We start from the raw sequence: 25,230 nt of genomic DNA on the forward strand, positions 1-25,230 counted from the left end.
AGGAAGCATGACCGTCGTCTCGCGAGCGCTGGACGCCGTGCGCCGCCCGCACGTCGCCACGGATCTGCTCCAGATCCTCAAGGCCGTGGTCGCCGCGACGGCGGCCTGGTGGCTCGTGCTCTACGTGCTCGACTCGCAGATGCCCTTCCTCGCTCCCTGGACGGCGCTGCTGACAGTGCAGTCCACGGTGTTCCGCTCGCTGTCCCGAGGACTGCAGACCCTGGTCGCCTCGGGACTCGGGATCCTGGTCTCCTTCCTGATCGGCAGCCTGCTCGGCGTGCATCTGTGGACCTTCGCGCTCGCCCTGCTGGTGGGCATGATCGGCTCCCGACTGCCGGGCATCCGCGCGGAGGGCGTCGCGATCGCGACCACTGCGATCTTCGTGCTCGGCAGCGGTTTCGGCCAGCAGCAGCCGCTGCTCGACGAACGTCTGATCGAGGTCGCGCTGGGAGTCGCCGTCGGAGTGGTCGTGAACCTGCTCATCCTGCCGCCGCTGCGTGATCGGCAGGCGGCCGCCTACGTCGACAGCATCAATCGACGCATGGGCGGAGTGCTGGGCGACATGGCCGAGTCGTTCTCCGAGTCCTGGGACACGGACCGGGCCGAGGAATGGTTCCGGGAGACCGCCTCGATGCAGACGGAGCTCGAGACGGCCTGGCAGACGGTCCGCTTCGCGCGGGAGAGCGGGAGGGTCAATCCGCGCCGCAGGATCCCGCGCCCGCTCGGTCAGCCCGGCAGGCGTGACCGGGCCGGAGCCGGGCCGACGCGCTCGGGTCGCGACGTCGGATATGAGGAGCTGCTGAACCGGGTCGACGAAGGCGTGCTGTACCTGCGGCATCTCGCCCGCACGCTGCGTGATGCGAGCTATGCGGAGGGCGCGTGGGACGACCTGTGCCGCGAGCGCTGGTCGGCGATCGTGCGCGATGCGGGCCGAGCCATCGCCGACCCCGACGCCGACGTCGAGCCCGTGCAGCATCGCCTCACCGCCCTCGCCGCGCAGCTGTCCGACCAGAAGGGTCTGCCCCGGAGCAGCTGGCCGGTCTACGGGTCCCTGATCACGAGCATGGAGCTCATCGCCACCATCGTCGACGACGTCGCCTCGGACCGTGAGGCGCGGGAGATCGAGCGGGGCAGCCCCGCCTCCTGACCGGTCGCCCGGTCGACCGTGCCGTGATGCTGCACGATGCGCGTCCTGGAGTTCGGCGCGCCGGGCTCCTCGCGTTGCAGCATGACGCGCCGAACCCCTCGCGCCGCAGCGCGAGGGGCCCGGGGGTGGTGGTCAGAACGTCCCGGCCTCCACCTGCTCGGTGCGCTCCTTCTGGCGCTCCACGTCGCGAGGGTAGACCCGGTAGAACAGGAACCAGTAGAGGGCATTGAGGGCGTAGGGGACGACGACGAACCAGAGGAACATGGTCTGGCTGGAGGTGGCCGCGGCGATGAACCCGACCCCCAGGGTGATGACCGCGGTGATGCCGCCCTGCACGAGGGAGAACAGCATCGCGAAGCCGGTGGCGTTCAGCTGACGGGGCACCACGTTGGAGACCATCGGCAGCACGCAGCCCGAGAAGCCGATGGAGAAGACCATGCCCAGCATCAGGGTGAACAGGAGCGCGGGGAGGAACCCCTGGTACGGGACCTGTGTCGCGAGAGTGACGGCGCCCGCGAAGGCCACCAGGTAGAGCTGCATCAGGGTGATGCGGCCCTTCTCGCCGAGCTTCCGCACGAAGAGGTCCGCGAGGCGCCCGCCCATGACGCTCGAGAACACGGCGCCGAGGCTGAAGGCGGCCATGGCGAGCGTGCCCTGGAAGACGGAGATGCCGCGCTCGGCGACCAGGAAATTCGCATAGAAGGAGAGCAGGACGAGGCTGGTCACCAGCGGCAGCATTCCGACCATGAGGGCGACGGTGGGGATCTTGAACAGCTTGACGCCGTCGGAGATCCTGAATCGGCCGGCCTCGGCCATCATGTCGTCGCGGGCGGTGTTGCTCCGGGGGTCCTTGACCCACATCGCGATGAGGATGCCGGAGAGGACCGAGATGCCGCCCATGGTCCACATGGCGTAGCGCCAGGCGTCCGGGTTCGGATCGTCACCGAGGGCGAAGAGGCCGACGGCCGGGCCCAGGATCACGCCGACGAAGGTGCCGATGCCGCGGATCGTGCCGTAGGCCTTGCCGCGCTGGGACTGCTTGAAAAGGTCCGGCAGCAGGCCGTTGATGATCGGTTCGGAGGCCACGGTGCCGATGACGCCGATGGCGTAGAGGATCAGCAGCCAGGTGAAGTCGGGAGCGAAGCCGGAAGCGACGGTCCATAGGCCCCAGACGCCGGTGACCAGGACCAGGATTCTCTTGCGGCCGAAGCGGTCGGCCATCATCGCCCAGAACGGGCCGAAGATCATGCGGGCGAACATGCTGATCGAGCTCATCACGCCGAGCATTCCCTCGGCGACGCCGAAGGCCGCGCCGATGAGCGGGAAGAAGCTGCGGACCAGGCCGCCCTCGGAGTTGTCGACGGCCTGGGAGAATCCCATGGCGGCCATGGCCTTGCCGTTGCCCGTGGTCGATTCCTCGCCGGTGGCGTCAGGGCGGCGGGAGTCGCTGTCGATGACGGCTACGCCGGGGGCGCCGCCCTCGGAGCGGGCGAGGAGCGAGCCGGTGTCGGTGGAGACCGCGCCGGAGATCGGGTCGGGGCGGGTGTAGTCATCGCCCATCGGGGTATTTTCCATCTGATTCCTCTCGAAAACTGCCCGCGGGCAGCGTTGAACTGCATTGTTCGAGTGCTTCGAAGTGGTATTTCCGCGCTGTGCGTCATCGGTGGCGGTGCATTCCCCGCTCGGATGGTGCGTCGGGGTTGCCACAGTTTGTGGTCGCCACCGCGGCTCCGGAATCGATTGCCACGTGTTGCAGCGGGCTGCGGACGGGTGGAGCGTTTCAAAGCCCCGATCGTCGGAGTGTTACTTTCTGGTAAGACCAGTTCAGGCACAGAAATGCCGGAATGATCACGGGTCGATATCGGTTCGGTGTGATCGGCGGGGAATTTCGTCCCCGGGATGTTCTGGCCGTCACGCGGAGGGGTGATCCGGGTCGCGCGCTCGCCTCCGCGCACCTCACCGGGTCGCGCGCCGCCTCTGCGCACCCCACCCCGCCATCTGGTTGCCTCGCACAACTAGATCGGCGTACGGTGCGGATCATGGATCGCGAGATGCTCGACCTGCACCGTGCCACGCTGCGCGCCCTCACCCGGCTCATGTCGCAGTGGAGCTCGCTGGACTTCCAGCGGCGGATCACCGCGCAGAGCGGCCTCACCCTCGACCCGGTCGCGATCCGTGCGCTGTACGGCCTGGGGATCTCGGGCGGCTCCGCCCGCCCTAGCGACCTGGCGGATGAGCTGCATCTGACGCGCCCGTCGACCTCGAAGCTGATCGCCCGGCTGACCGCGGCGGACCTCGTCGAGCGTCGCCCGGACGTCGCCGACGGACGCTCGGCGCACGTCGCCCTGACCGCGGCGGGCCGGCGCACCTACGAGCAGCTCTTCGAGGCCGGCCTGTCCCTGCTCGCCGACGCCACCGACGACTGGGACGCGGCCGACGTGCGCGCCCTGTCCGAGCTGCTGACCCGCTTCACCGCCGATCTCGCGACCGGCTCCACCCCGACCACCCCCTGAGATCAACACCGTCTGCACCGTCGGAGAGCCACCCCTGCTGGGGCCGGCACCGCCTCAGCAGTCACCCCACTACCGAAAGGCCACCACCCCATGTCCCGCACCTATGTCGTCACCGGCGCCGCCTCCGGCATCGGCCGCACCACCGCCCAGATCCTCAGCGACCGCGGCGAGCGGGTGATCGGCGTCGATCTGAAGGGCACCGACGTCTCCGGCGACCTCTCCACCCCCGAGGGTCGCGCCGGTGCTGCCGAGGAGGCCGCCCGGCTCGCCGGGGGCACGGTCGACGCCGTGATCGCCTGCGCCGGCCTCTCGATCCCGAAGCCGCTCACCGCGTCGGTGAACTACTTCGGCATGACGGAGTTCCTCGAGGCCATCCAGCCTGCGCTGACCCGCTCCGAGGCGCCGCGCGTCGCGCTGGTCTCCTCGATGGCCACGTTGCAGCCGGTGGTCCCCGCGCTGGTCGATGCCCTGCTGGCGGGCGACGAGCCCACCGCCCTCGAGATCGCGACCCGGATGGCCGAGGATTCCCGCACCGCGAACGTCATCTACCCGTCCTCCAAGCGCGCCATCTCCCGCTGGGTGCGCCGTGAGGCCCCCACCGGGCGCTGGGCCGGCGCCGGCATCCCGCTGAACGCGGTGGCACCCGGGACCGTGGTCACCCCGATGACGAAGGAGCTGCTGGCCAGCGAGGAGGGTCGGGCGATGACCGACGCCTACGTGCCGATGCCGCTGAACTCGCATCAGGGCCCGGAGACCATCGCGCACCTGCTGATCTGGCTCACCTCGGTGGAGAACTCCCACTGCGCGGGTCAGACCATCTACTGCGACGGCGGCACCGACGTGGTGCTGCGCGGCGAGGACGTGTGGTCCTGGAACGACGCGGCGATGCGCGAGACCTTCGCGCAGATCGGCGCCGGCCTGACGGGCTGATTCCGTCAGCGGGCCGCCGTCGCCGCGTCGGCCAGCTTCGTGGTGTTCTGTGCGGTGCGGACGGTCGCGACGCTGAACTCCAGGCCCAGACGCATGGCGATCAGTGCGATGACCGAAGGGATCCATCCGAACACGATCGCGAGAATCAGGGGCACCGCGTTGAAGCTCGCCTCTTCGTAGAAGCTGGTGGCGCTGCCCAGCGCGACGCCGAACAGGATGGCGAGAAGTATCTGGCCGAGCCACAGCAGCGCGGCGACCAGGAACGCCACGATGTAGAGGAACGAGGAGAACTTCACGGTGATGAAGTGGTCGAACCTGAAGTCGACCATCGCCCGGAAGAAGCCGGGCTCGCCGTTGCCGCTCGACTGCGGCGCGGGGGCCCGGGACGGGTCCTGCGGGATCTGCTGACCGGCCGGCGAGGCCGGGCCGTACGCGGGAGACGGCTGCGAGGAGCCGGGCGTTCCCTGCCCGTACGCAGAGGATCCCTCGGAGTACGCGGGGGGCTCCTGCCCGTACGCGGGGGACTCCTGGCCGTACGCGGGTGACTCCTGTCCGTACGCGGTCGCCGACCGCCCGGCGGCGTGGGGGTCCTGGTCATCTCCAGAGGGCGGCTGCGCCTGGCCGGGCTCGGCCCAGGTCTGATCGGCAGAACTGTTCTGCTCCGGCTGCGGTGTCTCGAAACGGTCCCCGTCGGATGGATGCGACATAGAGCTGTTCCCGTCCTTCATACGTCGATGGCTGGTGCGCGGTCCACGCGCGGGATGCAGCCCCGAACTGCCGGCGGCCCCCCGTCGCGCTGTCCCCTTCGAGCACCATAGTGCGGATCCGCATCCTGCTGCGACCCGTCTCGGCCCCGGGATCAGGGCCACGAGACCCGGCGCCGGGATCAGGGCGCCGGAACTCGACGTCGGGACACGACCCGAGGCTCAGGCCGGATCGGGCCACGGCGTGCCGCAGGATCTCATCCGCGGTGCGGGTACTCCGCCTCGCGGCCCTGGAACTCGAGGATGTCGGGATTCCTGATCTCGCCGTCCTGGATCTCGATCGCGCGGTCGATGGTCTCGACGTCGGCCCAGGCGGCGGGCCCGGCCATGACCGTCTCGAGGAAGGGGAGCAGCGCCGCGCTGTTCTCCCAGCTCGCAGAGTTCCAGAGGTATGAGGGACTGTGGTCCACCGCGTAATAGCTGATGCCGTTGGCCAGCGTGAGCATCGGTTCCGCGAAGGAGGTCGGCCGCGCCCAGGAGAATCCCATGCCTTCGTCGCAGGAGACGTCCACGATCAGGCTTCCGGGCGTGAACTGCTGCAGGTCGTCGTCGTGCAGATACAGCAGCGGAGCGTTCGGGTCCTGCAGGGTGCAGTTGACCACCACGTCGCTCTCGGCGAGGAACGGCGCCAGCGGAACCCGTCCCTCGTCGGTGATGGCCTCGCTCTGATAGGGCTCGTCCTCATGGGCGAACTGGACGATGTCCACGGAGTGGATCGGGGCGGCGACCGCGGTGACGGCACGGTTGGTGAGAACCCGGATCTGGGTGATGCCATGGGCACCCAGCGCGGTGATCGCGCCCCGTGCGGTGGCGCCGAAACCGATGACCGTGGCGGTGAGGCGGCGGCCGTAGTTCCCCGTCGACCCCAGCAGCTGCAGGGAGTGCAGCACTGAGCTGTAGCCCGCCAGCTCGTTGTTGGCGTGGAACACGTGGAGATTGAACGAGCCGTCCCCGCCCCAGTAGTGCATCGCCTCGAACGCGATGAGCGTGAGGTGCTTGTCGATGGCCAGCTGGGTGAGCGTGCGGTCCTGCACGCAGTGCGGCCATCCCCACAGGATCTGACCCTCGCGCATGGCGCGGATGTCCTCGTGCTGCGGCTTCGGCAGGGCGAGGATGTCGGCCCGCTCGAACAGTTCGGCACGGCTGCAGATTCGGCCCACGTGCGGGGCGAGCTCGGAATCGGGGATACCGAAGTGTTCGCCGTAGCCCTCCTCGATGAGGACACGGCCCCGCAGGTCTGCGGGGATCCGGTCGAGGTGGGCGGGGTGGATCGGCACCCGCCACTCATCGGTCTTGAGGGAGAATCCGAAGACTCCGAGGGTGAGTGCGGTATCGGTCGTCGATCCGCTGAGGTCGTTGTGGCGTGGCAGCACGTGCATCCGTTCCTGGGCGCCCGGTGGCACCCTGGCTCCTGACCATAGAGCATCAGGTCACGAGCGACGCCGGTCGGGAGACGGCGGGCCATGAGCCCGCCGCGCCCCGGAGGTCCGGGGCGCGGTGTCCGGAGCGGTGGAGTGGTGACGCAAGGTCGCGGTGCCGAAGTGCCCTGTCCCGAGTGCGACCTCGGGAACGCCTTCTGGCAGGGGAAGGCTTTCCGAGGTCGCATCGGGGGCCCGGGTGCGGGCACTCAGGCGATGCGTGCCCGGGCGCAGGCGCTCAGGCGCTGATCCGTGCCACCGCGTCGATCTCGACCTTGATGTTCGCCAGCTGGGAGCCGACGGTGGTGCGCACCGGGAAGGGCTCGGAGAAGAACTCGCGGTAGGCCTCGTTGAACTCCTGGAAGTCGGCGAGGTCGGCGAGGTGCACGGTGGTCTTCAGGACGTCCTCGAGGCTCGCCCCGCGCTCGGCGAGCACGGCCTGGAGGGTGCGCAGCACCTGCCGGGTCTGCTCGGCGACCGAGTCGGAGACCTCTCCGGTGGCGGGGTCCTGCGGGCCGAAGCCGGCGGTGAACAGCAGGTCCCCGCTGACGATCGCCTGGCTGTAGGGCCCGGCGGGCTGCGGCGCGTTCGTGGTGTGCAGTGCTTCCTTGGGGGTGCTCATGCGTCTCCTCGTCGTGGTGAGCGGTTCTCGGATCCCGGCGCGGCGGCCCGGAGGCCCCCGCCCGGGTGCTCGCCGGTGAGGTCCCCACCGGCCAGAACGGGGCGGCCGCCGACGATCACGTCGTCGATGCCCTCGGCGAGGGCGAGCGGCCGGTCATAGGTCGCGCCGGGGCGGACCGCCTCGGGGTCCACCAGCGCCAGGTCGGCGAGGTACCCGGGGCTCACGCGCCCGCGATCGCCGAGGTGGAAGCGGTCGGCGGGCCCGGTCGCCAGGTGCCGGGCCGCCTCGGGCCAGGTCAGGAACCTGTGCTCGCGCACGTAGGTCGCGAGGTATTCGGCGAAGGTGCCGCGGGCGCGCGGATGCGGGTGGGCGCCGATGAAGATCCCGTCGGACCCTCCCAGATGCCGAGGATGGGCGATCAGGCGGCCGAGGTCGGAGACCGGGCGCTGGTCCCGCACGGCCATGACCACGTTCACCTCGAGGCGGGAGGCGGCCAGCAGGTCCAGCGCCGCGTCGATCGCGTCGGTGCCGCGGCGCGCGGCGACCTGCGCGAGGGTGAGCCCGTGGGCCCAGGCGAACTCCTCGGCGACCGTGTGCGCGATGGTGATCAGCTCCGGCCACTCGGGGCCGAGGCTGGGGTTGTGATCCACCCCGGGGAACCAGTCCCGGCGCAGCTGATCACGCCGGTCCGGATCGCGCAGCAGGGCCGCGGCCTCGCCGGGGTCCATGGCGTTCAGCGCCGGGGGCAGCAGCGTCATCCCCAGGATCGAGCAGCCGCGGGTGTACGGGTAGGCGTCGAAGCTGGCGTCGACGCCGCGCTCGGCGAGCAGGGTCATCAGCCGCCACGCCTCGTCGGCCCGGGTGTGGAAGTGGGAGATGTGCACGGGCACGCCGGCGTCGAGCCCGATCCGGCCCACCTCCTCGATGCCCACCTGCGAGTTGTCCTCGTAGCCGCCGCGCATGTGCGTGACGTAGGGGAGCCCGGTCGCGGCGAGCGGACGGCACAGGGCCGCGATCTCCTCGGCGTCGGCGTAGATCCCCGGCGTGTAGTCCAGCCCGGTGGAGAGGCCGACGGCCCCGTCGGCCACCTCGCGGGCGACCAGCGCCGCCATCTCGGCGAGCTCGTCGGCGGTGGCGGGTCGGTCCTCGCCGCCGATCACCTCGTGGCGCACGGTGCCGGCCGGGACCAGGGCGGCGACGTTCAGGGGCACTGCCCCGTCGTAGCTCGCCAGCAGCTGTGCGATCCCGGACCCCTGGTAGGTGGGGTGCGGGCCGTTGATCGCTGCGAAGTACGTGCTCGCCCACGCGCCATCGCCCGGGGCGTAGGAGACGCCGTCCTGCCCGCCGATGATGGTCGTGACCCCCTGGCGCAGCAGGGCCCGCTGCACCTCCGGGGTGAACACGGCGCCTTCGGCGTGCGAGTGGGCGTCCACGAGGCCGGGCAGCACCAGGCGCCCGTCGGCCGCGAGGATCTGCGCGTCGGCGGCGTCGGCGGCAGCATCGGGCCCGACGGCGGCGATGCGCTCGCCGACGATCAGCACGTCGGCCTCCCGCACGCCGTCGCGGTCGACGACGCGCCCGCCCCGGATCAGCAGCGATTTCGTGTGCGACATGCTCACGATCCTCGCAGAGCGTTCAGGCGACCGGCGTCCGCGGTGTCGGGCCGCATGGACGCGGTGGCGGTCGCGATCGCGCCGACGGCGCTGATCACCACGACGTAGACGACCACCGGCCAGATCGACCCGCCGGCCCAGCCCACCAGGGCGGTGGCGATCAGCGGGGCGAGGCCGCCGCCGAGGGTGTTGGACAGCTGGTAGCCGATGTTCACGCCGGTGGTGCGCTGCTCGACGTCGAACATCTCGGTGAGCATGGTCTGCAGCGTGCCCTGCATGGCGATCCCCGGGATCGCGAAGCCCACGATCATGCCCAGCCAGATCAGCACCGGTTCATGTGTGCCGTAGAGGGCGAAGGCGGGCCACACCAGCAGGGCGAAGCCGAGGCAGCCGGCGATGTAGACCCTCTGCCGGCCGAGGCGGTCCGAGAGGGCGCCGTAGGTCGGGGCCAGGACGATCTGCAGGGCGCCGACGATCATGGTGCCGATGAAGCCGACCTGGGCGGGCACCCCGTCGGAGACCATGAACGCGAGGCCGAAGGTGAGCACCACGTAGCCGGCGATCGACTGCGGCAGGCCGATGAGGATGCCGAGGATCGCGTTCTTGGGGTGGCGCAGCACTTCTCGCAGCGGCGAGGGAGCGGCGACCTTCTGCGCGGCGACGTCGCTGCGGTGCTGGGTGAACTCCTCGGACTCCTCGAGGTGGCGGCGCAGGATGACCGCGACGATCGCCAGGACCAGCGCGAACAGGAAGGGGATGCGCCAGCCCCAGGTCATGAAGAAGGATTCCGGGCCCGCGCCGAGGCCGGCCATCATGCCGGCGGAGGCGACGTTGGCGATGCCGGCGCCGCTGATCAGGAGCGCGCCGAACAGTCCCCGTCGGCCGACGGGCGCGTGCTCGACGACCATCGTCGCAGCGCCGCCCATCTCGCCGCCGACGAACAGGCCCTGGAACATGCGGGCGGTCACCAGCAGGACCGGAGCGGCCAGCCCGATGCTGGCGTCCGAGGGGATCAGGCCGATCGCGGCCGTGGTCAGGCCCATGCCGATCACGGTGATCATGAGGGTGAGCTTGCGGCCGAAGCGGTCGCCGATGTAGCCGAACACGAGCCCGCCGACGGGTCGCAGCAGGAAGCCCACGGCGAAGGTCGCGAAGCTGGAGAGCTGGGCGACGAAGGCCGAGTCGGAGGAGAAGAAGACGGCGGGGAAGACCGCGGCGGAGGCGAGCCCGTACAGGTAGTAGTCGAAGTACTCCATCAGCGTGCCGATGGTGCCGCCGGCGATGGTGCGCCGCTGTGTGGGGGTGAGCGTCGCGGGCGGTGGTGCGGACTGGGTGGTCGGCTGCATGCTGTCCTCCTCGACGAGCCGGGCTTGACGGAATTTATACATGCTTGACAGAGGTTACGTCTACCGTGGTGCCATGATGGGCACCATGAGCGCAGCGGAGAGAGTCCCGAATCTGCCGGAGTCGTCGGCGCCTGAGCCAGGTGCTCGGTTCGCGAGCTTCGATGACGCCTACGGCGCGCTGACCCCGCTCATGGAGGCGATCGCCGCCGTGGTGGGCCCGCACTGCGAGGTGGTGCTGCACGACCTCAGCCGCGGGGACCTCGACAGCTCCGTCGCCGCGATCGTGAACGGCCACCTCAGCGGGCGGACCGTCGGCGGCCCCTCCACCAACCTCGGCGCCGAGGTGCTGCGCGACCCCAGCATCGACCACGACGCCCACGGCTACCGGGGTCGCACGGCCGACGGACGCGAGCTGACCAGCTCCTCGGTCTACTACCGCGACCTCGAGGGATACATCATCGCGGCCTTCTGCATCAACGTCGACCTCACCCCGGTCCAGACCGCCATGAACGCCCTCGGCGCGCTGGTGCCCGAGGTGCGCCAGGACGTGGTGGAGCGGCCGAAGGAGCTGGTGGGTCCGGACATCTCCACGGTGCTCGACGACCTGGTCGAGGAGGCGATCGCGACGGTCGGCAAGCCGGTGCCCTCGCTGACCAAGCCCGAGCGGATCCGGATCCTGCACCTGCTCGAGGAGCGCGGGGCCTTCCGCATCAAGCGCGCGGCCGACACGGTCTCCGCCCGGCTCGGCGTCTCCCGCGTGACGGTCTACGGCTACCTCGACGAGGTGCGGCGGGGCTGACGCGCGGGCGCTCCAGGGCTGAGGTTCCCTCGCCGTGGGCCGCGCCGGATGCGCCCTTCGGGGGCACCGCCCCGCCAGATGTGCCCTTCGAGGGGCACCGCCGCGCCGGGCCCGCCCGTCGAGGAGCGCCGCCCCGCCAGGCCCGCCCGTCGAGGGGCACCGCCCCGCCGATCCGGTCGTACGTGCCGTTCAGAGGGGGCCTCAACGGCACATCTGACGGGATACTGACGGGTCATCGTCCGTGCGGCACCTTCCGGGCCTCTGCCTCGAAGGGTCTGCCGTGTCGCGCTCGGCGTTCGCGGAGCCATCGGAGCATGTCGTCGTCAGGATCTCGCCCCAACAGCTGACCCATCTCGCACTTCGGTTCGGCCAGTGCCCTCAAAGATGGCGGAGGCTGGGGTGCGTCGTCATCCTGTGGCGCTCCGCCTCTGCGCCGAGGGGACGACGGCCACCAGCGCCCCCACGACGATCGCCCCCACGACGATCGCCCCCGCGAAGACCGTCATCGGGACCTGAGCCGTGCCGACGAATGCCAGGGCCAGGTTCGCCCCGAGGTGGATCACGGTGCAGACGGCCATGCGCTGCCAGAACGTCCCGGTCATCACCGCGGCCATCGTCGCAGTCAGCGCGACGGTGCCGACGAGGAAGGCCGCGAACTGCGCCGGCGGCAGGGCGTAGTACTGGACGTGCCAGAGCCCGAACAGGACGCCCGTGATGACCGCGGCGCCCCAGCGGGGCAGCCACCGCTGCAGGCCGTGGAGGAGGAGTCCGCGGTAGCCGATCTCCTCGGTCAGGGCACCGACCGACTGCAGAAGCAGGAAGATCAGCAGGGGAGTGCCCGCGACTTCCCGGGGCATCACCGGGCCGCTTTCGCGGAGGATCGAGAGCGCCGTGAAGTAGATCGCGATGGCGGCGACGGCGAGTGCCAGCGAGGCGGCCATGGCCCCGGGGCGCGCTCGGGGGAGGGTCCAGGGGGAGTGGCAGCGCAGGAGGAGCCAGGCGGCACCGGCGCCGACGGCCGGAGCGAGCATCACCAGCGAGAGGACCTCGGGGTCCGGGCCCGTCAGCGATTGCGTGGCGAGGAGCGCTCCCGCGCACAGGCCCGAGACCATGAACCACACGGCGAGAGCGAGAGCGAGTCGGGCGGAGGAGACCGAGGCGAGCGGCGTCCGTTCCGACCTGATGCGGTGGCGGTACGCCCGCGTTTCCATGAGTGTGAATGTAGTCGCGGGGGCAGCGGACGGGAAGGCCCGTGCATCGGAGCGGTACCTACGAAGGAGATGTTCCCGCGACCACGCCGACCGGGTGCGGGCGCATGGGCCGTTCGGACGATGCCGACGATCCGACGGACCGGCCGTGCGGCCGATGCGAGGGCGCCGCCCGATTCCTAGCGTGGTGGCATGCACCGACAACAGCCTCCCCTCGTCCAAGACCGGGCCCCGGAGCCTCGACGCCGCCTGACCGGCCGGGCGGCCCAGATCCTCGGCCTGCTGGCCCTGTCAGGCATCGGGGCCGAGCTGCTCGCGGCCTACTCCGACTCCACGGGGGATCCGGGCGCGATCGCCTTCGCGCTGGTGTTCTTCGGAGCGCTCTACGGCGCGCCGGCGCTGCTCGCGCGAGACCTGGCGCGCCGCCTGGGCTGGGGGTGGCCGAGCCTGCTGGTGATGTTCGCCGCGCTCGGTGTGGTGCAGGCCTGCCTCATCGACCAGTCGCTGTTCGCCGCCGACTACGGGGGATACACGGGCTGGGCCGAGAACCGTGAACCCACCCTGATCCCCGCCCTGGGCTTCAGCGGCTACAACGCCTACTCGTTCCTCATCGGGCACGTGATCTTCAGCTTCGCGGCGCCGGTGGCGCTCGCGGAGGCATGGTCGCCGAGGCGAGCTCGCACGCCGTGGCTCGGCCGGATCGGTACGATCCTCGCGGGACTCGCGTACCTCGGGGCGGCGGCGTTGATCGTCAGCGACCCGGAGTCGCAATCAGGGAGCGTGCCTCAACTGCTGGGTGCCTGCGGAGTTGTCGGTGCTCTGGTGATCGTGGCGGCGGTCGTCGGGCGCCGCGCGCGTGCGGCGGCGAGCGAGCCGTCCGCGGCACGCGGCGAGATCCCCTTGTGGGCGATCGTCCTCACGGCCGTAGTGGCCGCGGTGGTCCCGGATCTCGTGCCTCCGACCTGGCCGGGCGTGGCCGGCGCGGTCGCGGTCTCCGCCGGGTTCGGGATCGCCCTGCTGCTCGCCGCACGCAGGCGGCGGTGGAGCATCCGCCACGCAGCGGCGGTCGCCGTGGGCTTTCTGCTGGCACGCGGGCTGCTGGCGTTCACCTACTTCCCGCTGAGCGGCGAGGTCTCACCGGCGGCCAAGTACACGCACAACGCGGTCATGCTGCTCGTGGTGCTGTTCGCCGGTGCGGTGGCGCTGCGGCGTCACCCGAGGAGCCCGGAATCGATTCGCGGTACGGGTGTGGCATCGTCGGACCCATGAGGCTGTACCTGTCGTCGTACCAGCTCGGGGACCGCCCCGACCTGCTCGTGTCCATGGTGCGCGGCGAGCGGCGCGGATGGGTGATCGCCAATGCCCTGGACGGCGGGGATCAGGAGCGCCGCACCGCCGATACCCAGCGCCAGATCGCCTCCCTGGCGGAGCTCGGCCTCGAGGCGGCAGACCTGGACCTGCGCGAGCACGATTCGTCGTCGATCGAAGCCGTCGTCGGAAGACCGGACTTCCTTTGGATTCGCGGCGGGAATGTCTTCACCCTGCGCATGGCGCTGGCCCGGTCCGGGATGGACGCGCTCCTCGTCGACGGTCTGCGCCGGGACGCCTTCGTCTGCGCCGGTTTCAGCGCGGGCCCGTGCGTGCTGGCGCCGACCTTGAACGGTCTGGAGCACTGTGACCCGATCGAGGACTGCCTCGCCGCGTACGGCGAGGTCCGCTACGACGGGCTCGGGGTGCTGGACCGCGCCGTCGTCCCTCATATGAGCTCGCCTGGCCACCCGGAGACGGAGCTGCTCGGTGAGGTCGCGGCACGGTATGACGCCGAGCGGAGGCCGTATTGGGCACTGCGTGACGGACAGGCGCTGGTCGTGGACGGTGGCGCGCCGACGGTTCGGTGAGCAGCTGCGGGCGCTTCCGGCCCGGCTCTCCGGTCAGCCTCCTAGAAGAACGTCTCGACGGCCTCGTGCACGACGTTCGTCTCGGCGTCGACGATCGGGATCAGCCGCCACTTGTCGAAGGCGGTGCAGGGGTGGGAGAGCCCGAGCGTGACCACGTCGCCGAGTGCGAGCGGGGACTCGCCGCGGTAGCGCAGGAAGGCGTGCTGGTCGTTCAGCGCCGTGATCTCGGCGTCCAGCGGCCGCTCGGGCCCGCCGAGCTGCGCGGCGACGGCGAGCGGGACGGGCAGGCCCTCGTCGAAGGGGACGTCCCGCTTGCCGGCGTCGAGCAGGGCCAAGCCCGGCTCCGGCATCGAGACCACGCGGGCGTAGGCGCGCATCGCCGGCAGCAGGGCCTGCTCCTCGGCGACGTCCCGCGTCGTATCCAACGGGGAGATGCCCCGGTAGAAGCCGGAGTCGTGCACGATGTACGCGCCCGAGCGCAGGATCGCGCGCAACTCGCTCAGCGGGGCGAAGGCGTCGGCCACGAGGTCGAAATAGGCGCTGCCGCCCGCGGTCACCCACGGGGTGCCCTCGATCAGCGGGCGCAGCCGGCCGACCAGCGCGGCCAGGCGCTCGCAGTAGGCGCCGACGGTCGCGAGCGACTCCTCGGAGCGGTCATGGGCCAGCGCCCCTTCGTAGCCGGCGGCGCCGTACAGCGTGAGCGTGCTCGAGGTGGCCACCCGCTCCGCGATCGCGAGCGCCGTGGCCTCGTCGCGGGCGCCGGTGCGGCCCCCGTCGGCCCCGAGCTCCACCAGCACACCCAGGCGCGATGCCGCCGGCAGCTCCCGCTCGAGCAGGTCGATCGTGGCCAGGGAGTCCGCCCAGCACACCAGCTCCTGATCGGGGTGCTCGAGCAGATGCGCGGCCAGGCGCCGCAGCAGGGCCGGGTCGGTGCACGCGTTGGCCAGCTGCACGGTGGGCACCCCGGCCAGCAGGGCGACGTCCGCCTGCCAGCCGGTGGCCACGGTGATCCCTGTGCACCCGACGTCGAGCTGGCGCTGCCACAGCACCGGCGCCATCGTGGTCTTCCCGTGCGGCATCAGCTCGAGCCCGCGCTCGGTCGTCCAGTCGGCCATCACCTGGAGGTTGTGCGCCATCGCCTGCTGATCGAGCACCAGCAGGGGCGTGGAGAAGTCCGCCAGGGGCGTGTCCAGCGCGGTGATGTCGCGGCCGACGAGACCGAGCGGGAAGGACTTGTCGACCGCTTCGACGGTGCGTCCGTCGGTGCGCTGGGCGTGCTGGGACATGGGTGACCTCGCTCGGCTCGACGGTGATGAACTGCGAGTCTCTGGGGTTGGCTGGGATTATGCAAGACGGACGGAGGGGTCGTGGGGGTCGGGCGCTCGCGCCGTGCCGCGAGGGGCATCCGCCAACTACCGTACGATCTCCCAGGTCGCGCGAGGATCTTTCGCCGAGCGCCCGCTCCACTCGACGAGGCCGGCGTCCCGGAGTGCTTCGAGTGCCGTGCGGGTCCAGGGACGGGACTTTCCTGTCGCCTCGATGATCTCTCCTGTCCCCAGCGGGGCGCCATGGGTGCGAAGCAGTTGAAGGATTGCGTCTGCTCCGGAGGGGAGTCCTTCTTCGATGCGTGGGTCCAGCCGCCCCGAAGTCGTCAGGATCAGTCGCACACTGCCGCTGGTCTGTTCATACACCGGGTCGGTGAGCCCCGTGCTCCGCATCTCCTCGAAGATGCGCTGGATGCCCTCGCCGCGCTCCAGGGTGATTCCGAGGTCCGAACAGACGCGGGCGATACGTGGATTCCTCGCGTACCGGGCGATCTCGAGCGGTCTGGTCGGGTCCGCAAGGCCGGGAAAGCGACCAGGGCTTTCGATCTCGATGCGACCCGGGTAGATGCTGACCCGGATGTGGTCCCTGCCATGGAATAGCTGCGGTGGACGACGGCATTGACCAGACCTTCGAGCCAAGCGTCCTTCGGGATGAGTGGCACATCGTCGAAGCGGCCGGACACGCCCAGCGCCCGATGCTTCGGCATCCACTCGTCGATGCAGTTCGATGCGTTGTCGAGGATCGTGGGGATCGGTCCTTCGAACCTCTGATCCTTCCCGGACTCCAGGGTCTGGCGGGCACCGGTCCCGGCCGCGTCTCTGGCGAAGCGCATCACGCGCACGTACGCCTGGGGGAGAGCTTCCTGGGGGTGTCGGCCCAGCAGCAAGGATGTGGCGTGGTTAGGTCGTCCGTCGCGCCGTAGGAGGCTGCGGGCGCGCAGAGCCGTCTCGATCGACGACGAGGCTCCGATGGCTTCGCGGTACAGAGACAGCTGGCGAGCGTCCAGATCATCGAGCGTTACATCCGGGACCGCCTCAGCCTCGAAGTATGCAGCACCTCGGTCGTACTCCAACTCCTTCCGCTGGGTGAAGCTGAGCTTCTTCGACTCGTCGCCGACCCGGAGGTAGACGTCTCCGGTGTTCGTCTCGTGGACCCGCTCGCTCGGAGGGACATCGATGTTGAGCACCCTGCGGTTCTCGCCGACATCGAGCCGCGTGACGTAGGTGCGCACCGGAGGGACCGTGAAGTCCATCCCGGTCTGGAGCAGAGCGTTCTCGCGGTCAACAGTGAGCAGGCCACCGTCATGGTTCCCGTCGCTGAGCCCGACGACGATCGTTCCGCCCTCGGCATTGGCGAACGCGACCACTGTGCGGGCAAGATCCTTCGGAGCGATCCGCCCCGACCTGCGATCGAACCACTGGTCCTCGGGCGTGGTGGTAAGACGCCGCAATCGCTCCTCGGGGTGGGCGTCCTCGAGCTTCTGGAGAGACGTGATCGACATGCATCTACTCCAAACTATTTAGAGTAGGTACGAGTAGTCCCGACATTGAGGTGCGGATCGAGGTCGCTCCACGAGCCGGGGGCGTTAGCCGTCGACCAGTCGATGACCTCGGCGTTCGTCAGACGGACCGGGTTGCTGGTGAGGACCTGCGGAGTCCCGTGGAACCAGGAGCCGTGCTTCCCTCGAGACGTCAGCTCGGAGATCCAGGCGAGGTTCCGCTCCGTGGTCTCGTGCAGCGCTTCAAAGGACGAGTGGTCCAGCGGAGTGGTCTCGGCGGGACCGATCGGATCGCCCGAGCGCGTCTGGTGGCGATCGAGGACGACGACCTCACCGAGGTCTTCCACGGGGATCGTCCAGAATTCCTGCCTAGGAAGCTGCCGGTCGAGGGCTGTGCTCCACGCCGCGCGTATGGCGTGCGGGAGCAACGGGGGAGAGGAAAGCGGTCTTCGTGCACTTCACCGCCAGGCGCGGGATGGGCGTCGTGCGCAGACGCCGCCGCTCAGGGTGTCGTCGTCCTTCGCGATGGCGCGGTCGTACGCGGCGCGATCATGATCGCGCAACGCGCTCAGCGGCAGGAGCTCGCTCGAGTCAGCGTTTGCGGGTGCGCATGTGGAACACGCAGCGTTCGAGATCCATGGCTGAAGACTCCCACAGGCGACAGCGACAGCGGACGCGTGCCTTGCCGTGAGCAGGGGAGGGCGAGGAGCCGGATTCCTGAGCTCGTCGGGGACCGGACACCCACCGCGTCACTCGAGGGAGGAGGCGGAGCGGCGACCCTCAGGAAGCGTCAGGTACTTGCGGTGCTCGAGCGTGCGCGATGCCACCGACAGCACACTGACCGCCATGATCAGGACTCCGACGACCCGGTTCTGCGGACCATGCCACCTCCTCGGCGCTCAGGCCCCGATGCTCAGCTGCCCCACCGAGGTGATCGGGGCGACCCGGCCCTTCTCGAGCTGGTACTGGCAGCCGACGATGCCGAGCTTCCCCTGGGCGACGGCGTCGCTGATCACCCGCGAGGAGCGCATGAGGGCGTGGATCGTCTCGTCCAGGTGACGCCGGCCGACGGCGTCCGCGTCGATCAGCTCCGGGTCGACGTACGGGGTGTCCTTGTGGGTGGCCAGCCACTCGCGCTGGACCGCGGGCTGGATCAGCTCGAGTTCGCGCCGGATCGCCGGGGTGACCTCGCTGGGCTCGGCGGTGGTCTGATCGATGGCCGCCTTCACGGCGCCGCAGGAGCCGTGGGCGAGCACCACGATCACGGCGACACCGAGCTCGGCGACGGCGAACTCCATGGTCGCGGTGGTGTTCTCATTGGCGATCTGGCCGATGTTGCGCACCACGAACAGGTCGCCGAGACCGCAGTCGAACAGGATCTCCGCGGCGACGCGGGAGTCCGAGCAGCCCAGGAAGGCGGCGTCGGGGGCCTGGTAGCCGGTCAGCTCGTGGCGGCGCGCCGCATCCTGCTCGGGATGGCGCAGCTCGCCCTCCATGAACCGCTCGTTGCCCTGCGCGAGAGCATCCCACGCCTCCTGCACTGTGACGCGGGGTGAGCTCATCGTCGACGTCCTTCCGGGATCTCGTTCGAGGGCGGGTCGGCAGCATGCCGTTCCCGGCCCGTGGCCGGTCAGGGCGGTGCCCGTGCCGGCCCTCGGCCGTCGGCAGAATACCCCTCGTGCGTCGCGGCGGCCGACGCGACGGGCCCGGACGAGACGAAGGGAGTGGTGCGAACTTTCGTCGCGTGGCGTGACCTGGACCGCTATATGGGCGTGAGGTCACGCTGAGCGACGAATGTTTGCAGGGCCGGGGCCGGGGCCAGGGCAAGAGCCAGGGCCGGGGCAAGAGCCAGGGCCGGGGCCAGAGCCAGGGCGGGGGCGGATCAGGGTGGTCCTGGTTCCACCGTCAGCCCCTGCTGTCCACCCAGGCCAGGAACTCCTCGGCGTCCAGCACGGGCTTGCCCCAGGCGGCGGCGTTCTTGGCCTTGCGGGACTGGGTGCCGCGCTCGGCGACCACGAGCACGTCAGTCCGGGTCTTGGTGACGTTCTGGACCGGGGACAGGCCGTGCTTCGTGGCCAGGCGCTGCATGCGCTCGCGGTCGAGGAAGCCGTGCTCGGGGTGGACCACCTCGCCGGTGAAGCAGACCCGCGCACCGGGGGTGAGGACGTCGGCCGCCGTGGGCGGACCGTCGAGCTCGAGGTCCTCGGGCAGCACCTGGACCCCGAAGTGCGCCTCGGCCGCGCGCAGACGGTCGACGACCTCCTGGTCCGGGGCGAGCACCCGCTCCCAGGCCGCCCCGAGCGACTCGGCGAGCACCTGGGCCGGGTCGTCCTCGGCCGAGAGGTTCCCGCCGACGACGAACCCTTCGGGGCCTGCGGCCCCCGCCTCGCCGCTGGTGCGGGCCAGCAGATAGCCGGTCCCGCGGGTCAGCTGCGGGAAGCTCGTCCCACCGTGGCCGGTCCAGACATTCTCATCCCGCAGCCGGCGCACGATCTCCGCGGTGGTGCGGGCGCGCTCGAGCGCGCTGGACGCTCGCAGCCCCGCGCGGTCCTCGGCCGTCAGGGACCGGGAGGGAAGCTCGATCCCGAGCGGCATCGGCTCGACCGTCCCGCCCCGCTTGAGCTCGAAGTCGATCCAGGCCAGCTGCTCGTCGATGCGCGCGCCGACCGGGAGACGCCCGGCGAGCAGGGGCGCGAGCGCGGCCCAGGCTTCCCCCAGCAGCGGAGCCAGCTGCACGTCGCGGGTGGTCAGGGCGTACTCGGTGCGGGCGGCGAACAGGTCGCTGGTGGGGTTCACGACGGTGGTCGCCTCGTCGCCGTCGTCGGTGACCACGGCGATCTCCACCGGCCGGGGACGGTACTTGTCGCCGACATTGCCCACGGTCAGCGCCGCGAGGTACACCTCGCCGAGGGTCTCGGAGGGCTCGGCCGAGGCCGCCAGGAAGCGCCGCACCCGCACGTCGGACTTCAGATCCCGTGGAAGCACGTCGCGGCGCAGCACCAGCCCCTCCAGGCTCGTGCAGCGCGAGAGCGCCACGTACAGCTGGCCGTTGGCGAAGGTGCCGCCGGTGAGGTCCACGACGACGCGGTCGAGGGTCTGGCCCTGGGACTTGTGGATGGTGATCGCCCAGGCCAGCTTCATCGGCAGCTGGGTGAAGGTGCCGACCACCTGGTGGACGAGCTCCCCGCCCTGAGCCTCCGGACGGGTGATGTCCCAGGTGTGCTCGCGCACCTGCTCGAGCCGCCCGTCGCGCAGCTGCACCTGGACGACGGGCCCCTCGGCGTCCTGGCCGATCGCGGTGACGCGCCCCAGGGTGCCGTTGACCCAGCGGTCCAGCGGGTCGTTGCTGAGCATCATCACCTGCGCGCCGACGGCGAGTCCCAGCTGGGTGTCGGTGGGCTTCTCGAAGCCGTCCAGCTCCCCGCTGATCTGCGCGGTGAAGGTCTGCGGCGGGTCCGGGAGGCGCTCGAGCATCTGTCGGTTGCGGGAGGTGACGATGCGGTTGGTGGTCGCCAGCGTCAGCCAGAACTCGTCCATGGGCGGCTCGAAGTCGCGGTCGGTGCGGGCATTGAGCTCGGCGCGGGCGTCCTCCAGCAGCGTGCCCTCGCGCACGGCGTTCAGCAGGTGCACCAGGCGGTCATCGCCGATCTGGCGGAACACCGTGGACAGCTCGACGACCGCGAAATCTTCCCGGGTGAAGGAGCGGGCGGAGAAGAAGAACGGGGTGCCGTAGCGCTGCTCGAGGTGCGTGGCCTCGCTGTCGTGGACCACCGGCGGCAGCTGGTACAGGTCGCCGACCAGCACCAGCTGCACGCCGCCGAAGGCCTCGCCGGGTCGAGGGCCGAAGCGCTCCAGCGCCGCGGCCAGAGCGTCGAACAGGTCGGCCCGCATCATCGAGGCTTCGTCGATGATCAGGATCTCCAGCTCGCCCAGCGCTGCGGCGAAGCGCCCCGGGTAGTAGCGGGCCGAGCGCACCTGCTCCTCGGTGATGCCGACGGGGAAGGAGAACAGGCGGTGGATGGTGTATCCGTCCACGTTCAGTGCGGCGATGCCGGTGGGTGCCACCGTCAGCGCGGTCCGATCCGTCGTCTCCAGGAAGTGGCGGATCAGGGTCGACTTGCCGGTGCCGGCGCGGCCGGTGAGGAAGAGGTGGTCACCGGCGCGGAGCGCGTCCAGGGCGTGCTGGAAGTCCTCGGTGATCGTGATCGGGGCGGGCATGGGGTGATTGTCCCGCACCGGAGCCGGCTCCGGTGCGGTCAGTCGCCGACGCTCGCCGGTGGTGGCGCGCAGACCACCCGGTGAAAGCATCAGTGCTATCGAAGGAGGTCGGCATGGCATCGATCGTTGTCCGCAATGTGGACCCTGAGGTGAAGGAATTCCTCGTGGCCCGAGCGGCAGAGCACGGCCGCTCGATGGAGGCCGAGGTGCGGGACGTGCTGGCTCGCGCCGCGCGACGGCCCCGTCACCGGAACATCGCACTGGCCCTTCGCGGAGCAGCGGAGAGCGCCGGGGTCATCGAGGACCTCCCCATCCCGGAGCGCGTCGACGACGCCCGTCTCGCGGAGTTCGAGTGATCGTCCTCGATACGACCGTCGTCTCCGGCCAGGGAACAGCCTCGGGCGGTGCTCACCGCCGGCGCGCCCACCCCATCGAGTAGGTCCACGCCATCACGTGCCGCAGCGGCGTGCGCAGGGCGAAGCTCACGCCGAGCGACCGTGCGGCGGCGAGCGGTCCGGGCAGCGGACGCCCGAGGGCCGTGTTCGCGTGGCCGAGGAGGCCGGCCACCCGGGCCCGTCGGCGACAGACCCGCTCGAGGCGCCGCCACGACGGGTCCGTATCCAGCGGGCCGCGCGACGCTCGTCCGCTCGCCGTGCCCCGCACCATGCGCGCCAGGAGCGGCGCGGCGTCGAGGGCGTCCAGCCAGCCCAGAGTGATGCCCTGACCGCCGATGGGGCTGATCTCGTGGGCGGCATCGCCCAGCAGCACGCACCGGGTCGTGACCAGGCTCTGGGCCGTGCGGCGGCGCACCGAGAACACGCTGATCATGCTGGTCGTCGCCGGATCGAGCCGCACCCCGATGCGCTCGCGGATCGCCCGGGTCAGCACCTCGGGGTCGGGCTCTGCGAGATCGCCTCGACCGGTGTGGGCCACCCAGCGTCGTCGTGCGCCCGGCAGGGGGAAGGACTCCACGACGCCGTCCGGCTCGAGGTGGATGAGGGCGTCGCGGTCGGTGCCGACTCCGCGGGGGTCGGTGCCTTCTGCGCTGATGCCCCCGGTGCCGGTGCCGGTGCCGGTGCCGGTGCTGGTGCTGGTGCCGGGGCCGTTATCGCCGATGCCCTCGGCGCCCGCGCTGTCGGGGTCGGCGAGGTCGCCCATGAGGTAGGTGTCGCGATGTTCGGCTCCGGTGGTGCCGATGCCGAGCAGCTCACGGACCGTGGAGCGGGATCCGTCGGCGGCGACGGCCACGCGGGCATGGAGACGGAGGGTGTCCGTCGAGGGTCCCGTCTCCGCGACCTCTCCGGTCGCTCTCGCGGTCACCTCGACCCCGTCGGCCCTCTCCCGCAGCGCCGTCACCTCCCAGCCGCGGCGCAGCGCTCCGGGCGCCGACGCGTTCAGGCGCTCGGCGAGCATCGCCTCGGTGCGGCTCTGCGGCAGCGCCAGCACATAGGGTCGGCCCAGCCAGGCCCGTGCGAAGCGCAGCCGGCCCAGCTCCCGGCCCCGGCTGCGCGCTCGACCACAGCGGATCCGTGCCCCGGCCCGGGCGGCGGCGCGTTCCAGGCCCACCTCGCGCAGTGCGCGGAGCGCCGGCGGGTGCAGCCCGATCGCGCGCGAGTGCTCGGCGGGGGCGGTGCGACGCTCCATGACGAGGACATCGACGCCGCGCCGCGCCAGCAGCGCGGCGAGGAACAGCCCCGTCGGCCCGCCGCCGACGATCAGCACCTCACAGCGAACGTCGACCTCGGGGCCGGGAGCCGGCACGGTCACGGCGTTCCGGTGCCGTGGGTGAGCAGGAGCCGCCAGCGCCCGGTCGCCGTCACCTCCCAGTCCTCCGGCACGAGGGGGCGCAGCTCGTCGGCCGTATAGCTGCGGCGGATCGAGGTGAGCCCGTCCTCCCGGATGTAGGAGCCGCGGAAGAGCGGCCAGGTGCCCACGGAGAACAGGGCATAGCCGAGGCGACCCCGCTGGATGTCGCTGTGGACCGCGGCGGTGCGGGCGAGGCGCCGGGAATCGGCCAGCAGGGCCTGCAGCTCGTCGGCGGTGAGGTGGTGGAGCAGGTGGTTGGAGACGACCAGGTCGAAGCGCTCGCCCTCGGCCACCAGCTCGCTGGAGAGCGCCCGACGGAACTGCACTCCCGCGACGGGCGGTTGCCGTCGCGCCCAGGCATGCGCCCGCGGATCCGGATCGATGCCCGTCAGGCGCAGGTCGAGGCCATCGCGATGGGCCCACCGGGCCAGCGCCCGGACGAGGTCCCCGCCGCCGCTGCCGACGTCCAGCACCGTGGTCGGCCCGTCGCGGCGCAGGTGGGGTCGCAGCTGGTGGCGGTAGGTGGCCCGCCAGTCGGCGACCACGGCGTTGACCAGACGGAACTGGGCGTAGGTGCGCTCGAGCATCGCCGGGTCGCAGTCGGGATCGTCCATCTGCTCCGTGGCGCGCTCGTCCCGTGCGAGAAGGGACGGCAGGATCACGGGCGCTCCGCGGGCTCGTCGACGGGCGCGCCGATCGTGGTCAGCAGCGCCGTCTCCACCGTCAGACCGGGGCCGAAGGCCATCGAGCACACGCGCTCCTCCGTGCCGGGAGTCGCCTCGCGCAGGATCTCGGCCAGCACGAACATCACGGTCGCGCTGGACATGTTGCCGAAGTCCCGCAGCGTCTGCCGGGCGGGGACGAGCTGGGCCTCGGTCAGCTCCAGCTTCGCCTCGACCTTGTCCAGGATGCTGCGGCCGCCGGGGTGGATCGCCCAGTGCTCGATGTCGCGATAGGGGAGCGCCTCGAGCGACGGGTCGTGGGCGAGCAGCGGGACCAGGGCGCCGGTGATGTGTTCATCGATGATGTGGGGGACGTAGGTGCCCAGGACCATCTCGAAGCCGTGGTCGCCGATGTTCCAGGCCATCGCCTCCTCGCCCACCGGGGTCAGCACGGTCTCGAAGTGGTCCAGCCGCAGCAGCGGGGTGCTCGCGGGCAGGTCGCGCCCGGTGACGATCGCGGCGGCGGCGCCGTCGGCGAACAGGGAGGAGCCGACGATGGTGTCGGGGTCGTTGGAGGTGCGCACGTGCAGGGTGCACAGCTCGACGGTGGCCACCAGCACCACGGCCTCGGGGTCGGCTCGGCAGATGGTCTGAGCCTGGCGCAGGGCGGGCAGCGCGGCGTAGCAGCCCATGAACCCCAGGTGGTAGCGCTGCACCGAGGGGTTCAGGCCGAGGGCGCGGACGATCCGGTAGTCCGGGCCGGGGGCGAAGAAGCCGGTGCAGGAGACGGTGATGACGTGGGTGACGTCCGCGGCCTCGATCCCCTCGGCGGCCGTCAGCGCCTGGTCGGCGACGCGGGTGTAGAGCTCGGAGGCCTCCCGCGTGAAGACCTCGTTGCGGGCGCCGGTGGTGGGGTTCAGGAAGCGGCCGGTCCCGGCCTCGAAGAACACCGGGTCGCCCTCCTCGGGCGGGCCGTCCCACTCATCCAGGGCGCTGTAGCGGCGCTCGATGCCGGAGGAGTTGAACGAGGTGGAGACCAGGCGCTGGCCCAGGCGGGTGAGATCGGGCTGGGCGGCGAAGACATCGCGGACGTCCTCCTGCGCCAGCTCCGTGGCAGGGACTGCGACTTCCAGGGACCGAAGGGTGACCGTCATGGTTCATTGTCGGGACGGACGCGCCATGGGGACAAGCCTTGCCGGTGGGGCGGGCCCGGCGCGGGAGCGCCGAAGGCCGACGGACCTGGCGGTCGGGGCGTGATCTCCGGGCGACGGGCCGGATTGTCCGGGCATGGACCGTGCGGTTGGCGGGACGAAGACGCCATCGCCTCCCGGATCGTTCGGCAGGGGATCGGCAGGGGAAGGGGCCGACGGAAGAGCGAGTCCCGTCAGCTCGGCCGCGTCCTCCGCTTGGCCGTGTGTTCCGATCCGCTGTGTGTTCCGATCCGCTGTGTGTTCCGCTCGGC

22 protein-coding genes and 1 pseudogene are annotated in these 25,230 nt (G+C 70.9%); 7 read left to right on the forward strand and 16 right to left on the reverse strand.

All coding sequences use genetic code 11. From position 1 onward, the window contains the following. Positions 1-7 precede the first annotated feature (7 nt). Entirely contained in the window at positions 8-1,147 is a 1,140-nt protein-coding gene (locus JOF44_RS15145; RefSeq protein WP_209893173.1) for an FUSC family protein, read from the forward strand. 132 nt (positions 1,148-1,279) lie between these two features. Here JOF44_RS15145 and JOF44_RS15150 read toward each other — a convergent pair whose 3' ends face one another. After that, complete coding sequence (locus JOF44_RS15150; protein WP_209893176.1) at positions 1,280-2,722, reverse strand: MFS transporter; 1,443 nt, start codon at positions 2,720-2,722, stop codon at positions 1,280-1,282. Between the two features lie 464 nt (positions 2,723-3,186). Here JOF44_RS15150 and JOF44_RS15155 point away from each other — a divergent pair, with 464 nt between their 5' ends. After that, complete coding sequence (locus JOF44_RS15155) at positions 3,187-3,660, forward strand: MarR family winged helix-turn-helix transcriptional regulator (protein WP_245348968.1); 474 nt, start codon at positions 3,187-3,189, stop codon at positions 3,658-3,660. Positions 3,661-3,750: 90 nt separating this feature from the next. Further along, positions 3,751-4,590, forward strand: a complete 840-nt coding sequence (locus JOF44_RS15160; RefSeq protein WP_209893179.1) for an SDR family oxidoreductase — start codon at positions 3,751-3,753, stop codon at positions 4,588-4,590. 5 nt (positions 4,591-4,595) lie between these two features. On the opposite strand, the gene JOF44_RS15165 is transcribed toward JOF44_RS15160, so the two are convergent. The 5 genes from JOF44_RS15165 to JOF44_RS15185 form a co-directional block, all read right to left on the reverse strand. Continuing rightward, a complete protein-coding gene (locus JOF44_RS15165; RefSeq protein ID WP_209893182.1) occupies positions 4,596-5,297 on the reverse strand; it encodes a DUF4282 domain-containing protein in 702 nt (233 codons plus the stop codon). Positions 5,298-5,551: 254 nt separating this feature from the next. Continuing rightward, positions 5,552-6,733, reverse strand: a complete 1,182-nt coding sequence (locus JOF44_RS15170) for a N(5)-(carboxyethyl)ornithine synthase (RefSeq protein WP_209893185.1) — start codon at positions 6,731-6,733, stop codon at positions 5,552-5,554. 277 nt (positions 6,734-7,010) lie between these two features. Continuing rightward, entirely contained in the window at positions 7,011-7,394 is a 384-nt protein-coding gene (locus tag JOF44_RS15175) for a RidA family protein (protein ID WP_209893220.1), read from the reverse strand. Continuing rightward, on the reverse strand, positions 7,391-9,007 hold the full coding sequence (locus tag JOF44_RS15180) for an N-acyl-D-amino-acid deacylase family protein (RefSeq protein ID WP_209893223.1): 1,617 nt from the start codon (positions 9,005-9,007) through the stop codon (positions 7,391-7,393). Before JOF44_RS15180 ends, JOF44_RS15175 begins: the two co-directional genes overlap by 4 nt. A gap of 2 nt (positions 9,008-9,009) precedes the next feature. Further along, on the reverse strand, positions 9,010-10,353 hold the full coding sequence (locus JOF44_RS15185) for an MFS transporter (RefSeq protein ID WP_209893226.1): 1,344 nt from the start codon (positions 10,351-10,353) through the stop codon (positions 9,010-9,012). Between the two features lie 73 nt (positions 10,354-10,426). Here JOF44_RS15185 and JOF44_RS15190 point away from each other — a divergent pair, with 73 nt between their 5' ends. Continuing rightward, a complete protein-coding gene (locus JOF44_RS15190; RefSeq protein WP_209893228.1) occupies positions 10,427-11,152 on the forward strand; it encodes a helix-turn-helix transcriptional regulator in 726 nt (241 codons plus the stop codon). Positions 11,153-11,559: 407 nt separating this feature from the next. Here the strand turns inward: JOF44_RS15190 and JOF44_RS15195 are convergent, their stop codons facing one another. After that, positions 11,560-12,363 (reverse strand): CPBP family intramembrane glutamic endopeptidase, encoded by an 804-nt coding sequence (locus tag JOF44_RS15195; protein WP_209893231.1) that lies wholly within the window; start codon positions 12,361-12,363, stop codon positions 11,560-11,562. A 189-nt stretch (positions 12,364-12,552) separates the two neighbouring features. Here JOF44_RS15195 and JOF44_RS15200 point away from each other — a divergent pair, with 189 nt between their 5' ends. Next, positions 12,553-13,629 (forward strand): hypothetical protein, encoded by a 1,077-nt coding sequence (locus JOF44_RS15200; RefSeq protein ID WP_245348969.1) that lies wholly within the window; start codon positions 12,553-12,555, stop codon positions 13,627-13,629. Beyond that, positions 13,626-14,258 (forward strand): Type 1 glutamine amidotransferase-like domain-containing protein, encoded by a 633-nt coding sequence (locus JOF44_RS15205; protein WP_209893234.1) that lies wholly within the window; start codon positions 13,626-13,628, stop codon positions 14,256-14,258. Before JOF44_RS15200 ends, JOF44_RS15205 begins: the two co-directional genes overlap by 4 nt. Before the next feature lie 41 nt (positions 14,259-14,299). Here JOF44_RS15205 and JOF44_RS15210 read toward each other — a convergent pair whose 3' ends face one another. From JOF44_RS15210 to JOF44_RS15235, 6 genes and pseudogenes are all read right to left on the reverse strand, one after another. After that, positions 14,300-15,544 (reverse strand): alanine racemase, encoded by a 1,245-nt coding sequence (locus JOF44_RS15210; protein ID WP_209893237.1) that lies wholly within the window; start codon positions 15,542-15,544, stop codon positions 14,300-14,302. Positions 15,545-15,670: 126 nt separating this feature from the next. Beyond that, entirely contained in the window at positions 15,671-16,294 is a 624-nt protein-coding gene (locus JOF44_RS21265) for an ATP-binding protein (RefSeq protein ID WP_377785099.1), read from the reverse strand. A gap of 443 nt (positions 16,295-16,737) precedes the next feature. Next, a pseudogene (locus JOF44_RS21270) lies at positions 16,738-17,085 on the reverse strand (AlbA family DNA-binding domain-containing protein); the annotation flags it as partial. Between the two features lie 14 nt (positions 17,086-17,099). Further along, positions 17,100-17,429: a hypothetical protein gene (locus JOF44_RS15225; protein ID WP_209893243.1), complete on the reverse strand. Its 330-nt coding sequence runs from the start codon at positions 17,427-17,429 to the stop codon at positions 17,100-17,102. Positions 17,430-17,981: 552 nt separating this feature from the next. Next, entirely contained in the window at positions 17,982-18,644 is a 663-nt protein-coding gene (locus tag JOF44_RS15230; protein WP_209893245.1) for a carbonic anhydrase, read from the reverse strand. A 343-nt stretch (positions 18,645-18,987) separates the two neighbouring features. Next, positions 18,988-21,300, reverse strand: coding sequence for an AAA family ATPase (locus tag JOF44_RS15235; protein ID WP_245348970.1), 2,313 nt, complete (start codon positions 21,298-21,300; stop codon positions 18,988-18,990). 113 nt (positions 21,301-21,413) lie between these two features. Between JOF44_RS15235 and JOF44_RS15240 the strand changes: the two genes are divergently transcribed. After that, positions 21,414-21,656 carry a FitA-like ribbon-helix-helix domain-containing protein gene (locus tag JOF44_RS15240; protein WP_209893251.1) on the forward strand — a complete coding sequence of 81 codons (243 nt, stop codon included), beginning with the start codon at positions 21,414-21,416 and terminating at the stop codon, positions 21,654-21,656. Between the two features lie 52 nt (positions 21,657-21,708). Here JOF44_RS15240 and JOF44_RS15245 read toward each other — a convergent pair whose 3' ends face one another. Genes JOF44_RS15245 through JOF44_RS15255 form a run of 3 tightly spaced genes read right to left on the reverse strand, consistent with a single transcriptional unit; the run spans position 21,709 to position 24,922 of the window. After that, a complete protein-coding gene (locus tag JOF44_RS15245) occupies positions 21,709-23,067 on the reverse strand; it encodes an FAD-dependent oxidoreductase (protein WP_209893254.1) in 1,359 nt (452 codons plus the stop codon). After that, the gene (locus tag JOF44_RS15250) at positions 23,064-23,768 is read right to left on the reverse strand and encodes a class I SAM-dependent methyltransferase (RefSeq protein ID WP_209893257.1); all 705 of its coding nucleotides are present in this window, start codon (positions 23,766-23,768) and stop codon (positions 23,064-23,066) included. Before JOF44_RS15250 ends, JOF44_RS15245 begins: the two co-directional genes overlap by 4 nt. Continuing rightward, positions 23,765-24,922 (reverse strand): type III polyketide synthase, encoded by a 1,158-nt coding sequence (locus JOF44_RS15255; RefSeq protein ID WP_209893260.1) that lies wholly within the window; start codon positions 24,920-24,922, stop codon positions 23,765-23,767. Before JOF44_RS15255 ends, JOF44_RS15250 begins: the two co-directional genes overlap by 4 nt. Positions 24,923-25,230: the final 308 nt, after the last annotated feature.

It is taken from the genome of Brachybacterium fresconis (assembly GCF_017876515.1).
Lineage (GTDB): Bacteria > Actinomycetota > Actinomycetes > Actinomycetales > Dermabacteraceae > Brachybacterium > Brachybacterium fresconis.

Excerpts from the sequence above, each read along its gene's own strand:
- JOF44_RS15145 (WP_209893173.1), top strand. The coding sequence starts at position 8 with ATGACCGTCGTCTCGCGAGCGCTGGACGCCGTGCGCCGCCCGCACGTC.
- JOF44_RS15150 (WP_209893176.1), bottom strand. The coding sequence starts at position 2,722 with ATGGAAAATACCCCGATGGGCGATGACTACACCCGCCCCGACCCGATC.
- JOF44_RS15155 (WP_245348968.1), top strand. The coding sequence starts at position 3,187 with ATGGATCGCGAGATGCTCGACCTGCACCGTGCCACGCTGCGCGCCCTC.
- JOF44_RS15160 (WP_209893179.1), top strand. The coding sequence starts at position 3,751 with ATGTCCCGCACCTATGTCGTCACCGGCGCCGCCTCCGGCATCGGCCGC.
- JOF44_RS15165 (WP_209893182.1), bottom strand. The coding sequence starts at position 5,297 with ATGTCGCATCCATCCGACGGGGACCGTTTCGAGACACCGCAGCCGGAG.
- JOF44_RS15170 (WP_209893185.1), bottom strand. The coding sequence starts at position 6,733 with ATGCACGTGCTGCCACGCCACAACGACCTCAGCGGATCGACGACCGAT.
- JOF44_RS15175 (WP_209893220.1), bottom strand. The coding sequence starts at position 7,394 with ATGAGCACCCCCAAGGAAGCACTGCACACCACGAACGCGCCGCAGCCC.
- JOF44_RS15180 (WP_209893223.1), bottom strand. The coding sequence starts at position 9,007 with ATGTCGCACACGAAATCGCTGCTGATCCGGGGCGGGCGCGTCGTCGAC.
- JOF44_RS15185 (WP_209893226.1), bottom strand. The coding sequence starts at position 10,353 with ATGCAGCCGACCACCCAGTCCGCACCACCGCCCGCGACGCTCACCCCC.
- JOF44_RS15190 (WP_209893228.1), top strand. The coding sequence starts at position 10,427 with ATGATGGGCACCATGAGCGCAGCGGAGAGAGTCCCGAATCTGCCGGAG.
- JOF44_RS15195 (WP_209893231.1), bottom strand. The coding sequence starts at position 12,363 with ATGGAAACGCGGGCGTACCGCCACCGCATCAGGTCGGAACGGACGCCG.
- JOF44_RS15200 (WP_245348969.1), top strand. The coding sequence starts at position 12,553 with ATGCACCGACAACAGCCTCCCCTCGTCCAAGACCGGGCCCCGGAGCCT.
- JOF44_RS15205 (WP_209893234.1), top strand. The coding sequence starts at position 13,626 with ATGAGGCTGTACCTGTCGTCGTACCAGCTCGGGGACCGCCCCGACCTG.
- JOF44_RS15210 (WP_209893237.1), bottom strand. The coding sequence starts at position 15,544 with ATGTCCCAGCACGCCCAGCGCACCGACGGACGCACCGTCGAAGCGGTC.
- JOF44_RS15230 (WP_209893245.1), bottom strand. The coding sequence starts at position 18,644 with ATGAGCTCACCCCGCGTCACAGTGCAGGAGGCGTGGGATGCTCTCGCG.
- JOF44_RS15235 (WP_245348970.1), bottom strand. The coding sequence starts at position 21,300 with ATGCCCGCCCCGATCACGATCACCGAGGACTTCCAGCACGCCCTGGAC.
- JOF44_RS15240 (WP_209893251.1), top strand. The coding sequence starts at position 21,414 with ATGGCATCGATCGTTGTCCGCAATGTGGACCCTGAGGTGAAGGAATTC.
- JOF44_RS15255 (WP_209893260.1), bottom strand. The coding sequence starts at position 24,922 with ATGACGGTCACCCTTCGGTCCCTGGAAGTCGCAGTCCCTGCCACGGAG.